This window comes from Mesoflavibacter zeaxanthinifaciens subsp. sabulilitoris (assembly GCF_014191595.1).
GTDB lineage: Bacteria > Bacteroidota > Bacteroidia > Flavobacteriales > Flavobacteriaceae > Mesoflavibacter > Mesoflavibacter zeaxanthinifaciens.
In genome coordinates this window covers 236,824-249,986 of sequence record NZ_JACHWV010000003.1, presented here as the reverse complement: position 1 = coordinate 249,986, position 13,163 = coordinate 236,824, and the positions used below count along the sequence as shown (strand labels likewise).

Here is a 13,163-nt window from a genome sequence, read left to right as displayed (position 1 = left end):
CTAAACCTGTACTCTCCATCCAAAAGGATCTTCAGCTTTATTGGTTTGTATATCTACGATACGTTTTTTAATACGCATAGCATAAGAGTTTTCTAATTCTGGTAGTTCAAAATCTTCATCCCTAAATCCAAATCCAGAAATAGGAGAAATTACAGCAGCTGTACCAGCACCAAACATTTCTTTTAGATCTCCATTTTTAGCAGCTTCTACAATTTCGCTAACTTTTACTTTTCTAACTTCTGTTTTAATACCTTCGTCTTCAGCAATTTTTAAAACACTTTTTCTAGTCACACCATCCAAAATACGGTCACTAGTTGGAGACGTTAATAAGGTGTCTTTTATTCTTACAAAAACATTCATTGCGCCAGCTTCTTCTATGTATTCATGAGATGTGTCGTCTGTCCAAATTACTTGTTGGTAGCCTTTATCTTTTGCTAATTGAGTTGGGTAAAACTGTCCTGCGTAATTACCACCAGCTTTAGCATAACCAACGCCACCATTTGCAGAACGCGAGTATTTTTCTTCAATTAAAACCTTTACTTTTCCTGCAAAATAAGCTCCAGAAGGCGCTAAGGCAATAATAAATTTATATTGGTTGGCAGGCGATGCATGAAAACCTTCACCAGTTGCAAAAACAAACGGTCTAATGTATAAAGAACTACCTTCTTTTTCTGGTATCCAATCTTTTTCAACCTCTAAAAGCGCCTTTAAACCTTCCATAAAAAAGTCTTCTGGCAATTCAGGAATAGCAAGACGTTTTGCAGATTTATTTAAACGTTTTACGTTTTCCATAGGTCTAAATAAAAACACCTTACCGTCTTTATCTTTGTAGGCTTTCATTCCTTCAAAAATAGACTGTCCGTAATGAAAAATCTTTGCAGAAGGCATTAAAGATATAGGCCCATAAGGCTCAATAATTGGTTTTTGCCAAATACCGTCTTTAAAGTCGCAAGTTAACATATGGTCAGAAAAAACCTGTCCAAAAGCTAAGTTTTCAAAATCGGTTTGATCTAATTTAGAATTTTCTGTTCTAAATACTTTAATATCGTTTTTATTTATAGAATTCATAAATAGGCTTGGTTTTAGGCTGCAAAAATACAGAAATAAGCTTTAAAAACAGTAATTTCGACCTAAAATACTATCTTTGAGGTATAAATAACTAAAACTAAAAACATGAAAAAATATTTTTTAATGATGGCTGTTGCTGTTTCTTTTCTAGCTTGTAAAAACGAAGCAAAGCAAGAAACACAAACGATAGAAACCGAAACAGAAACTGTAGATGTAAATTATAAATCTTTTGGGAAGGAAATTATGGCAGACGATGCTATTGCTGCTAATTCGATGTTAAATCATTACAAAGATTTAAAAGTTGGAGACAGTATAAATACAAAAGTTAAATTAAAAGTAAACGAAGTTTGCCAAGCTAAAGGATGTTGGATGACAGCAGATTTAGGAGATGGTAACGAAGTAAGAGTTACTTTTAAAGATTATGGATTTTTTATGCCAAAAAATATTTCTGGTGAAGAGGTAATTGTAAACGGTCAAGCGTTTGTTAAAGAAATGCCAGTAGAAGAATTACGTCATTATGCAGAAGACGCAGGTAAGACAAAAGAAGAAATAGAAGCTATCACAGAACCAAAGCGCACTTATGCGTTAGTTGCAGATGGTGTTTTATTAGTAGAAAAATAAACATGAAATCTATATTTTACCCTTTAATAGTCTTTATTTTATTTGCTTGTCACGATAAAAAAGACCAAGCACAAACTACTGAAAAAGCTGAGAAAGTTTACGATATGTACACACCTTCTGAGATGGCAAATCTTATGAACGAAATGTATACCTATAACGAACAGCTAAAAAAAGATATCATAGACGGTAAAATACCTACAGAATTTCCAGAGAAGTTTTTAAACATTCATACCGCGCAGTTATCAGATTTTAAAAGCCGAAATGAAACGTTTAAAAGCTTCTCTAATTTATACATTCAGGCAGAAAAAGAAGTTTTTAATCCAAACTCTAAAGTACCATTAGAAACACGTTTTAATACTGCAATTGGTATTTGTATATCGTGTCATACTACCGAATGTACAGGACCAATACCACGTATAAAAAAGTTGATAATTAAATAATTATCATGGCTATAAGTCCTAAAATCGAAGTTACTAAAGATGGATCTAATACTTTATTGCATCCCAAATTTAACACACATTATCACTCGATTTTTGGAGCAATAGAAGAGTCTAATCATGTCTTTATTGATGCAGGTTTAAAATTTATAAAAACTAACCTACAAAACGATACATGTCGCATTTTAGAAGTAGGGTTTGGTAGTGGTTTAAATGCATTTAATACATTAATTTCTTCAGAAGAATTAGCATTAAACATAGATTATGTTGGAGTAGAACAATACCCAATATCTATAGAAATAGTATCTCAATTAAATTTCCCTAAAGCATTTAAAAGAGAAGATTTGCAATCTACTTTTTATAAAATGCATGATACAGAATGGGAGAAGTCTGTGAAAATTTCGAAAAATTTCACTTTAGAAAAACGTCAACAAGATATTTTCAACTTCAAAGATGAAAACTATTATGATCTAATTTTTTATGACGCTTTTGGTCCTGGATCACAACCAGAATTATGGACAGCTCCAATTTTTGAAATTCTTTTTAAATCATTAAAAGATAAAGGTGTTTTAGTTACTTATTGCGCGCAAGGAGCAGCAAGACGTGCTATGCAAAGTGTTGGTTTTACTGTGCAACGATGTCCTGGTCCACCAAACAAAAGACATATGTTACGAGCAATAAAATAAGTTTTTATTTACTGTTAAATCCTACTTAAAGCCCGTTTTTACCTGCTAATTATTGGTTATTTTTGTATAAAATTGAAATGAAAATGCGTGTATTAATAACAGGAGCAACAGGATTAATAGGAACGGAAATTGTTAAATTATGTCACGATAAAAATATAGCAGTTAACTTCTTAACCACCAGCCAATCTAAACTTAGTAAAGACAATAATTATAAAGGATTTTTATGGAATCCTTCTAAAAATGAAATTGATACAGATTGTATTAAAGATGTTGATGTTATAATAAATCTAGTTGGAGCGACTATCTCTAAGCGTTGGACAGAGACTTATAAAAAGGAAATTATTTTAAGTCGTACCCAATCTACACAATTACTATTTAATACATTACAGAATAATTCACATCATATCAAACAAATTATATCTGCAAGTGCAATAGGTATATATCCAGATTCTTTAACCAATTATTATACTGAAGATGAAACTAGTATTAGTCATTCGTTTTTAGGACAAGTTGTAGAAAAATGGGAACATGCAGTAGATGCTTTTAAAGAGATAGGTGTCGAGGTTTCTAAGGTAAGAATAGGTTTAGTGTTATCACAAAAAGGAGGTGCACTACCAGAAATGATAAAACCATTTAAGTTTGGTTTAGGTGCCGCTTTAGGTTCTGGTAAACAGTGGCAATCTTGGATACATATAAAGGATTTAGCTAGACTATTTATTCATGTTTTAGAAGAAGAGTTAACCGGTACTTACAATGCAGTAGCCCCAAACCCAGAAACTAATCAAACATTAAGTAAGCTAATTGCAAAAACACTAAACAGACCATTTTTTCTACCTAATGTACCTAAAGGTATTTTAAAAATGATATTAGGAGAAATGCATATTTTACTATTTGAAAGTCAAAGAGTAAGTTCTAAAAAAATAGAAGCTACAGGATTTAATTTTAAATACTACAAACTTAAAAGTGCTCTAACTGCAGAGTTAAAATAAAAAAAGCCACAACATTTGTTGTGGCAATTTCACTTATAAAATAGTTTCAACTAAAAACTAAGCTTTATCTGCTTTTACTTTAACTTGTAATACTACGTCGTCTTTAATTAAGTAGTCACCTAATTTAGCAGCATCCATTACTTTTCCAGAATTGTACTCAATTCCCCATTCTGTTCTGTCAATCGTAAATTTATCACTAGTAATGTTTAATTCATCACCGTTAACAGAGATATTAGCAGGGAAAGTTACGTTTTTTGTAATACCTTTCATTGTTAAGTTACCGCTAATATTGTTTCCTTCTACATTAGTAATTTCAAAGGTTGCAGTATCATGTTTTTCAACATCAAAAAAGTCAGCATTTTTTAAGTGACCAGTTAATTTTGCATGATTTTCATCATCTGCAGGTATGTCTGTTGGGTTAATTGTGTTAATATCAAAAACAAAATTACCGCCAACTAATTGATCACCTTCTAATTTTGCAACACCTTCAGATACGTTAATAGTACCTTCGTGTCCACCAACAACTTTGTTTGCTCTCCACATAATCATAGAGCTTTCTGGTACCGCTTTATAATTTGCAGAAGCAACAACTTCTTTTACTTCTTTAGCATCAGAAGTTTCAGCTTTATTTTCATTTTTACAACTTACAACTGCTAAACCTATAGCAGCAAAAGTAAATAGGTTTAATACTAATTTTTTCATGGTTTATCTTGTTTATTTTTATTTGATATGCAAATATATAAAAAATATTCCATGGAAGATAATTAAATAATTGTTAAAAAAAATTTGTGACATTTTGACATTTTATTATTAATGGCAGTACTTTTGCCAACTATTGTAAAGTATTTTAAAGTAAGTACAACATGAGCAAAAACAACAAAGAAGAAAAGCATATAGAAGACGAAGCAAAAAATGCTTCAGAACAAGCAGAAACTGATACAGCAACAGAACAAACAATAGAAGAAGTTACTGTAGAAGATCAGTTAAAAGAGCAAGTACAGCAGGAAAAAGACAAATATTTACGTCTTTTTGCAGAGTTTGAAAACTATAAAAAACGTACTTCTAGAGAGCGTATAGAGTTATTTCAAACAGCTAGTAAAGATGTAATGGTTGCAATGCTACCTGTGTTAGATGATTTTGAACGCGCTTTGTTACATATAGAAGAAGACAAAGAGGCAGAAGAATTAAGAAAAGGTGTCTTATTAATTTATAACAAATTAATACAAACACTTCAGCAAAAAGGTTTAGCCAAAATAGAAGTAGAGAAAGGCGATAAATTTGATCCAGATCACCATGAAGCTGTTACACAAATACCAGCACCAACAGATGATCTAAAAGGAAAAATTGTAGACGTTATAGAAAAAGGTTACAAATTAGGAGAAACTGTAATACGTTTTCCTAAGGTAGTTATAGGTCAGTAAAAATATAAAACGCTAAAAGCGAACAGCTAAAAGCAAAATAAATATGGCAAAAAGAGATTATTACGAAATATTAGGTATAGATAAATCTGCATCACAAGCTGAAATTAAAAAGGCTTATCGTAAGCAGGCAATAAAATACCATCCAGATAAAAACCCTGATAATGCAGAAGCAGAAGCAAAATTTAAAGAAGCAGCCGAAGCTTATGAAGTGCTAAGTGACGAGAATAAAAAAGCGCGTTATGATCAATTTGGTCATCAAGCTTTTGAAGGCGCTGGTGGTTTTGGCGGTGGCGGCATGAATATGGACGACATCTTTAGTCAATTTGGAGATATTTTTGGTGGTGCTTTTGGTGGCGGCGGATTCTCTGGTTTTGGTGGTGGCTTTGGTGGCGGACAACGTCGTGTTAAAGGAAGTAACCTTCGTGTAAGATTAAAGCTTACCTTAGAAGAAATAGCTAATGGTGTAGAGAAAAAAATAAAAGTAAAACGTAAAGTTCAAGCACCAGGAACCACCTATAAAACTTGTACAACATGTAACGGTACAGGACAAGTAACAAGAGTTACTAATACCATTTTAGGACGTATGCAAACATCCGCACCATGTAATACTTGCGGCGGTGCAGGACAGATTATAGATAAAAAACCTAACGATGCAGATGCACAAGGGTTAATAATAAAAGAAGAAACTATACCAGTTAATATTCCTGCAGGAGTTGTAGATGGTATGCAACTTAAAGTATCTGGTAAAGGTAACGAGGCACCAGGTAACGGTGTTTCTGGAGATTTATTAGTAGCAATAGAAGAGTTAGAACACGAAAATCTACAACGTGAAGGAGATAACTTACATTACGATTTATATGTAAGTCTACCAGACGCTATATTAGGTACATCTAAAGAAATTGATACCGTAACAGGTAAAGTAAGAATTAAAATAGAAGCAGGTGTACAATCTGGTAAAATTTTACGCTTACGCGGAAAAGGTATACCAAGTATAAACGGTTACGGTAAAGGAGATTTATTAGTACACGTAAATGTTTGGACACCAAAAACTTTAAGTAAATCTCAAAAAGAATTTTTTGAAAGCATGAGAGAAGATGACCATTTTACTCCAAAACCAGAAAGAGGAGATAAGTCATTTTTCGAGAAAGTAAAAGATATGTTTTCCTAAATAACACATAAACAAAACATAAAAGTCTGCTAAAAGCAGACTTTTTGTTTAACTATTTATGTCAATTTATATCTGTTTTAATAAAAAATAGTATATTTGATTTATCGTTGGATTAAACCAACGGTAATTTTTCTTTTTCATAGCAATTTTTTCCCATCCTTTATCTTTTTAAAGGGTGGGTTTTGTTTTTTGTGTCATATCTAATGTGCTGTTTTAGTTTTTAAGTTAAAAATACACTAATCAGCAGTGTTACTTTTTTAACATTTTCTATATTTACATTTGTGTGTAAAGCACTAACTAATCAATTTTAAACAACAATATGAGTAACTTATTAGAAGTCCAATCGGTTTCTAAAAAATTTGGAGATTTTACGGCATTAAACAATGTGTCTATAGCTGTACCTAAAGGAAGTATTTTTGGATTGCTTGGTCCAAACGGAGCTGGAAAAACTACATTAATTAGAATAGTTAACCAAATTACAATGCCAGATATTGGACAAGTTTTTTTAGATGGCGAAACCTTAAAAAATCACCATATAAAAGATATTGGTTACTTACCTGAAGAGCGTGGTTTATATAAGTCTATGAAAGTTGGTGAGCAAGCATTATACCTTGCGCAGTTAAAAGGAATGGATAAATCCGAAGCCAAGAAACGTCTTAAAATGTGGTTTGAAAGGTTAGAAATAGGTGATTGGTGGAACAAAAAAATTCAAGAGTTATCCAAAGGTATGGCGCAAAAAATTCAGTTTGTTGTTACTGTATTGCATGAGCCTAAACTATTGATTTTTGATGAGCCATTTTCAGGATTTGACCCAATAAATGCCAACTTAATAAAAGATGAAATTCTAAGGTTACGAGACGAAGGCGCTACGGTAATATTCTCTACACATCGTATGGAATCTGTAGAAGAATTATGTGATCATATAGCTTTGTTAAACAAATCAAACAAAATTTTGGATGGTAATTTAATGGATGTAAAACGTCAATACAAAACCAATACTTTTGAAATTGGTATAAATCCAAAACAAGACAATTTAGAACAAGAGTTAGCACAAAAATTTAGCATCACACCTGCAAGTTTTAAAACATTAGGAAACGATTTAAAACTAAATATTAAACTTTCAGAAAACGAAACAGCTAACGATTTACTAAACTATTTAACCACCAAGGGACAAGTTTCTCATTTTGTAGAAATAATCCCAAGTGCAAACGACATATTTATTCAAACGGTTAAGAATAACTAATTATGAACCATCTTCCACTTATTATAAAAAGAGAATATTTAAATAAAGTTAAAAACAAAGCGTTTTTAATTATGACTATTTTAAGTCCGCTAATTTTTATAGCACTTATAGCAGTTGTTGCGTATTTATCGCAGTTAAATAATGACTCACAAAGACAAATTTCAGTATTGGATGAGTCTGGTTATTTAACTGGAGTTTTTAAAGACTCTGAAAGTATAAAATATAATATCTTAACAGATAAAAATCTTGAAAATGCAAAGCAAATTGTAAAAGAAGCAGATAATTACGGTTTGCTTCATATTAAAAAGATGAATAGTCTATCTGAAGCTAAAAATAGTGTAGAGTTTTATTCTGAAGAAACGCCATCTTTATCATTAATTTCAGATTTAGAAAAACTTATTGAAATCGAATTAACTCATAAAAATCTTGCCGAAAAAAATATAGACACAAAGCTAATTGATGATTCAAAAATTAATATTGATATAACTCAGGAAAATTTTTCAGGAGAGAAAACTTCAAAATTTGATAGTGTTGTTAAATTAGCATTTGGTGGTGCAGCAGGATATTTGCTTTTTATGTTTATTATTATTTATGGTAATATGATTATGCGTAGTGTTATTGAAGAAAAAACTAGCCGAATTATAGAAGTTATTATTTCGTCAGTAAAACCAATACAATTAATGCTTGGTAAGATTATAGGTACCTCTTTAGCCGGAATTACACAGTTTGTAATTTGGTTAATTTTAGGAGGTGTTTTAATGGTTGTTGTTACAGCTATATTTGGTATTGATATGACACAAATCCAATCACCACAACAACAAATGATGCAGCAAGCAATGACCGATCCAGATGCAGCAGAAAAAGCACAAATTATATTTTCGGCATTTTTTAATTTACCTTTAGCCAACTTGATTATAGCTTTTTTACTGTTCTTTATTAGTGGTTATTTGCTATATAGTTCTTTATATGCAGCAATTGGAGCAGCAGTAGATAACGAGACAGATACACAACAATTTATGTTGCCAATACTAATGCCATTAATTTTGGCTGTTTATGTTGGTATGTTTACAGTGATAGAAGATCCGCATGGTACAGTAAGTACTGTTTTTTCATTTATACCATTTACATCTCCTGTAGTTATGTTAATGCGTATTCCTTTTGGTGTACCGTTATGGCAACAAATAGTATCTTTATTATTATTAGTAGGTACCTTTTTATTTACAGTTTGGTTTGCTGCAAAAATATATAGAGTAGGTATTTTAATGTATGGCAAAAAACCTAGCTATAAAGAACTAATTAAATGGATTAAATATTAATGCAAAATAAAGTAGAACAGAAAATAGAAGACCTAGAAGACGTTATAGTAGAAAGCTCTATGTGGGAAAAACTTAACGAGTTTTTAAACCTACATGTAGATTTTACTGAAGAAATCTCTGTATCTATAAAAGATTTATTAGTCATCAGTTTTGTTATTTTTATCACTACAGTAGTACTAAGAATAGTATTTAAGATATTAACAAAACGCTTACCCGAACATGATAAAGGGAAATTTTCGGTAGTTTACGGGTATTTTAGATGGCTTATTTATGTCATTATATTATTAATAACGTTAAATGCAATTGGTGTAAACGTTACCGCTGTTTTTGCTGCATCTGCTGCACTTTTAATAGGTATTGGTTTAGCGTTACAAACTTTTTTTCAAGATATAATTTCTGGTGTTTTTATTTTGATAGACCAATCTGCACATGTAGGTGATATTATTGAAATTGACGGAAAAGTTGGTCGTGTTGAAGAAATTAAATTACGTACCACAAGAGCTGTAACTATTGATAATAAAGTGCTAATTATACCTAATCATTTATACTTAACAAATAGTTTATATAATTGGACGCAAAACGGAACTACAACAAGAGAAAGCGTATCTGTTGGTGTTGCTTATGGAAGTGATGTAGAATTAGTAAAAAAACTCTTACTTCAGGCAGCAAAAGAGCATCCTAAAGTATTAAAATTTCCTCCTCCATTAGTTTTATTTACAGATTTTGCAGACAGCTCACTTAATTTTAAACTAGTCTTTACACTTAACGATAGCTTTACAGCTGCAATACCGCAAAGCGAAATAAGATTTAAAATCAATAAATTATTTAAAGATAACAATATAAGTATTCCTTTCCCTCAAAGAGATGTTCATATTATAAAAGATTCACATGAAGAAAACCCAAACTAAAATATTATTAACCTTATTGCTATTTAGCTTTTGTTTTTCGGCATCAGCACAATTAACAGATTTAGCACGGTTAGAGTATTCTTTTATTCCTAAAGGAAAATCTGAAGATCAATACACGCGTCTTAGAGCGTTGCTAAACTTTCCTATTAAAACTAAAGAAGATTCATATTTAATTTTTGGAGGAGAATACAACAGAATTATCTTAAATCTAGAAGATAACTATCCTTTTGATACAGAACCTTTAAAGACCTTAAATGTAATAGATCTAAACATAGGCTACACGTTTAAATGGAACGAAAATTGGCGTGTAGGCGCTAAAATAACACCAAGAATAGCTTCTACACTAACCCAAAAAATAACATCAGACGATTTGTTTTTAAATGGAGGAGTATACGCCATAAAGGATAGAAGAGATGCCGATATTAAAAGACCATATAGATTAATTTTAGGATTAACCTATAATACTACAGCAGGTATGCCTTTTCCATTACCATTTGTAAATTATTTTAGACAAGTAAACGAAAATTGGTCTTTAAGTTTAGGTGTTCCAAAATCTAATGCTACTTATTATTTTAACGATAAACATTCTTTAGAAGCTTTTGTAGGTTTAGATGGTTATTTTGCACACTTACAAAGACCAACTAGTGTTTTAGGTAAACAAGTAGATAACATCTCATTATCAGTAGCTGTATTTGGTCTAGGATACGATTATAACTTTACAGATCATTTAGTTTTATATACCTATGCAGGATGCACATTTATGATGAATAATGTATTAAGAGACAAAGATCGTAACGATGTTTATACACTAGACAAAACCAATACGTTTTATTTAAGAACCGGATTAAAATTTAAGATATAATGTCAAAAATATTAGTAATAGAAGATGAAGCTGCAATTAGAAGAGTTTTAGTAAAAATACTTTCTGAAGAAAACAGCAAATATCAAGTTGAAGAAGCCGAAGACGGATTAGCCGGTATAGAAAAAATAAAAAAAGAAGATTACGATTTAATACTTTGCGACATCAAAATGCCAAAAATGGATGGTGTTGAGGTTTTAGAAGCAGTAAAAAAAATAAAGCCAGAAATACCAATGGTAATGATTTCTGGTCACGGAGATTTAGATACCGCAGTAAATACAATGCGTTTAGGTGCGTTTGACTATATCTCAAAACCGCCAGACTTAAACCGATTACTAAATACTGTTCGTAATGCGTTAGACCGAAAAGAATTAGTTATAGAAAACAAAATTCTTAAAAAGAAAGTCAGCAAAAAATACGAAATGATAGGAGAAAGCGACGCCATTTCTCAAATCAAAGACATTATAGATAAAGTAGCACCAACAGATGCAAGAGTTTTAATTACAGGACCAAACGGAACAGGTAAAGAACTTGTAGCACATTGGTTACATCAAAAAAGCCAACGTAGTAAAGGACCAATGATAGAGGTTAACTGTGCTGCAATACCTTCAGAATTAATAGAAAGTGAATTATTTGGACACGTAAAAGGCGCTTTTACAAGTGCGAATAAAGACCGTGCAGGAAAATTTGAAGCAGCAAACGGCGGAACTATTTTTTTAGATGAAATAGGCGATATGTCTCTTTCTGCTCAAGCAAAAGTATTACGCGCATTGCAAGAAAGTCGTATACAACGTGTAGGTAGCGATAAGGATATAAAAGTAGATGTACGTGTTGTAGCAGCAACTAATAAAGATTTAAAAAAAGAAATTGAAGACGGTAAGTTTCGTGAGGATTTATACCACAGGTTAGCAGTAATTTTAGTTAAAGTTCCTGCTTTAAATGAAAGAAGAGAAGACATACCTTTGCTTATTAGTCATTTTTCTAAAAAAATAGCAGAAGAACAAGGTACAGCACAAAAATCATTTTCAGAAAAGGCGATTAAGTTACTTCAAGAATATGATTGGACTGGGAATATACGCGAGCTAAGAAATGTCGTAGAACGTTTACTTATTTTAGGAGAAAAAGAAGTTAGCGAAAAAGATGTGAAGTTATTTGCTAGTAAATAAAACTAAAAAACTCAATAAATATTATTGAGTTTTTTTATAAGTAAAATTTATATCCAATACCAGTTTGTAAGTCTGGGTTATTGTTTAAAGTTAAATCTTGTTGCAAGTAAAAGTATGTTGTTGTTTTTCTAGAGAATGAATAAATAAAACTCCAGTAATTATTGTTTTTATAGAGGTTTAATGCACCTTGTCCCCAAGATTTAAAAGCGTCTGGATGGCGTATGGGTATAATGTATTCAAATTCATCTTTTTTATTAAGACTAGTTTGAAGATAAAAGTTTGCACCAAAAGAATGCACAAAGTTTTTACTAGTTTTAAAACTGTACTCAACTGCGTTTTCTAGGTTAGCTATAAAATTATTGGTGCCAAATTCAAGGTTAGAGCTATTAAAGTCAATCAGTCCTTTTCTTAAGAAACCTAAGTTTAATCCTATATTTATTAGGCTTTTGTCGTTAATCTTAAAGGTTTTAACTCCGTTTGTAGATAGTCCAAAATCAATAGATTGATTGTGTTTAGAAAGGTTTGTGCCCAAATGTGCGCCAACATTAAAAGCAAGCGTATTGTTTTTAGATTTAAAGCTGTCAGGATAGTAATAGTAACTAGTTTCTATGCCAGTTGCAAAAAAATCTCCAGCATTAATATTCATATTATTACCGTTTCTGTCAGTATAATTGATATTGGCTTGGTTTAACCCAAATACTTTTCTGTCAAATGGATCATCACCACCAGCAATATCTCTATGAAAGTTCTCAATAAACTCATCACCGGTAAGTATTGTAAAAGGTGTTTTTCCTTTTGTTAGAAGATAAGTTCTAAATCCAATTTGTAACTCATGTTTTCTTGCTAATCTAAAGTTTAAGTTAGCTTTAAAACCTTTAATTACGCCGTCATTAGAGATGCTAAAAGAGTCTTTTTCTATGGTGTTTTCATCAAATGCTCTATGAGCAAAATCCCAATCGTATTCTCTAATTACTTCTCGATCTGCTTCGTTTTTTGGAATGTACACTTTTAAAGGTGGACTCCAAACATTTCCGCTTTCAATACTAATATTAAAAGATGTTTCTTTTGGTGCATTCATTTCAAAATGACCTTGCAAACGCATAAAAAATGCACCAAAACTATGTGTAGAGAGTAGGTTAGGCTTATTAATATTTTCTTTACTAAAAAATATGCTGTCCTTAGTTTGACTAACACCTAGTTGTACGATTAAAGCTAAAACTACAAAACAAAAAAAGCGTTGTATCATTGATGGTTTTTAATTGCAAACTACAAAATCTTCTG

Annotated in this window: 14 protein-coding genes; 11 read left to right on the top strand and 3 right to left on the bottom strand. The window is 31.3% G+C overall.

Annotation, left to right across the window (positions count from 1 at the left end):
• Complete coding sequence (locus FHS04_RS05880) at positions 1 to 1,068, bottom strand: branched-chain amino acid aminotransferase (protein ID WP_106679234.1); 1,068 nt, start codon at positions 1,066 to 1,068, stop codon at positions 1 to 3.
• Between the two features lie 105 nt (positions 1,069 to 1,173).
• Here FHS04_RS05880 and FHS04_RS05875 point away from each other — a divergent pair, with 105 nt between their 5' ends.
• From FHS04_RS05875 to FHS04_RS05860, 4 genes are all read left to right on the top strand, one after another.
• Entirely contained in the window at positions 1,174 to 1,689 is a 516-nt protein-coding gene (locus tag FHS04_RS05875; RefSeq protein WP_106679236.1) for a DUF4920 domain-containing protein, read from the top strand.
• A gap of 2 nt (positions 1,690 to 1,691) precedes the next feature.
• On the top strand, positions 1,692 to 2,129 hold the full coding sequence (locus FHS04_RS05870; RefSeq protein ID WP_106679238.1) for a hypothetical protein: 438 nt from the start codon (positions 1,692 to 1,694) through the stop codon (positions 2,127 to 2,129).
• A gap of 5 nt (positions 2,130 to 2,134) precedes the next feature.
• The gene (gene mnmD, locus FHS04_RS05865) at positions 2,135 to 2,812 is read left to right on the top strand and encodes a tRNA (5-methylaminomethyl-2-thiouridine)(34)-methyltransferase MnmD (protein ID WP_221184959.1); all 678 of its coding nucleotides are present in this window, start codon (positions 2,135 to 2,137) and stop codon (positions 2,810 to 2,812) included.
• Between the two features lie 83 nt (positions 2,813 to 2,895).
• Positions 2,896 to 3,801 (top strand): TIGR01777 family oxidoreductase, encoded by a 906-nt coding sequence (locus tag FHS04_RS05860; RefSeq protein WP_106679240.1) that lies wholly within the window; start codon positions 2,896 to 2,898, stop codon positions 3,799 to 3,801.
• 57 nt (positions 3,802 to 3,858) lie between these two features.
• On the opposite strand, the gene FHS04_RS05855 is transcribed toward FHS04_RS05860, so the two are convergent.
• On the bottom strand, positions 3,859 to 4,503 hold the full coding sequence (locus FHS04_RS05855) for a YceI family protein (protein ID WP_106679242.1): 645 nt from the start codon (positions 4,501 to 4,503) through the stop codon (positions 3,859 to 3,861).
• Between the two features lie 161 nt (positions 4,504 to 4,664).
• Between FHS04_RS05855 and FHS04_RS05850 the strand changes: the two genes are divergently transcribed.
• From FHS04_RS05850 to FHS04_RS05820, 7 genes are all read left to right on the top strand, one after another.
• Entirely contained in the window at positions 4,665 to 5,222 is a 558-nt protein-coding gene (locus tag FHS04_RS05850) for a nucleotide exchange factor GrpE (protein WP_106679245.1), read from the top strand.
• Positions 5,223 to 5,265: 43 nt separating this feature from the next.
• Positions 5,266 to 6,390, top strand: a complete 1,125-nt coding sequence (gene dnaJ, locus FHS04_RS05845; protein WP_106679247.1) for a molecular chaperone DnaJ — start codon at positions 5,266 to 5,268, stop codon at positions 6,388 to 6,390.
• A 319-nt stretch (positions 6,391 to 6,709) separates the two neighbouring features.
• On the top strand, positions 6,710 to 7,633 hold the full coding sequence (locus tag FHS04_RS05840; RefSeq protein WP_106679249.1) for an ABC transporter ATP-binding protein: 924 nt from the start codon (positions 6,710 to 6,712) through the stop codon (positions 7,631 to 7,633).
• 2 nt (positions 7,634 to 7,635) lie between these two features.
• Positions 7,636 to 8,949 carry an ABC transporter permease gene (locus FHS04_RS05835; protein WP_106679251.1) on the top strand — a complete coding sequence of 438 codons (1,314 nt, stop codon included), beginning with the start codon at positions 7,636 to 7,638 and terminating at the stop codon, positions 8,947 to 8,949.
• Positions 8,949 to 9,857, top strand: a complete 909-nt coding sequence (locus FHS04_RS05830) for a mechanosensitive ion channel family protein (RefSeq protein WP_106679253.1) — start codon at positions 8,949 to 8,951, stop codon at positions 9,855 to 9,857. Before FHS04_RS05835 ends, FHS04_RS05830 begins: the two co-directional genes overlap by 1 nt.
• Complete coding sequence (locus FHS04_RS05825; RefSeq protein WP_219885254.1) at positions 9,838 to 10,719, top strand: DUF6268 family outer membrane beta-barrel protein; 882 nt, start codon at positions 9,838 to 9,840, stop codon at positions 10,717 to 10,719. The genes FHS04_RS05830 and FHS04_RS05825 overlap by 20 nt, the downstream gene beginning before the upstream one ends.
• Complete coding sequence (locus FHS04_RS05820) at positions 10,719 to 11,882, top strand: sigma-54-dependent transcriptional regulator (protein ID WP_106679256.1); 1,164 nt, start codon at positions 10,719 to 10,721, stop codon at positions 11,880 to 11,882. Before FHS04_RS05825 ends, FHS04_RS05820 begins: the two co-directional genes overlap by 1 nt.
• Positions 11,883 to 11,916: 34 nt before the next feature.
• Here FHS04_RS05820 and FHS04_RS05815 read toward each other — a convergent pair whose 3' ends face one another.
• Entirely contained in the window at positions 11,917 to 13,128 is a 1,212-nt protein-coding gene (locus FHS04_RS05815; protein ID WP_106679258.1) for a hypothetical protein, read from the bottom strand.
• Between the last annotated feature and the right edge of the window lie 35 nt (positions 13,129 to 13,163).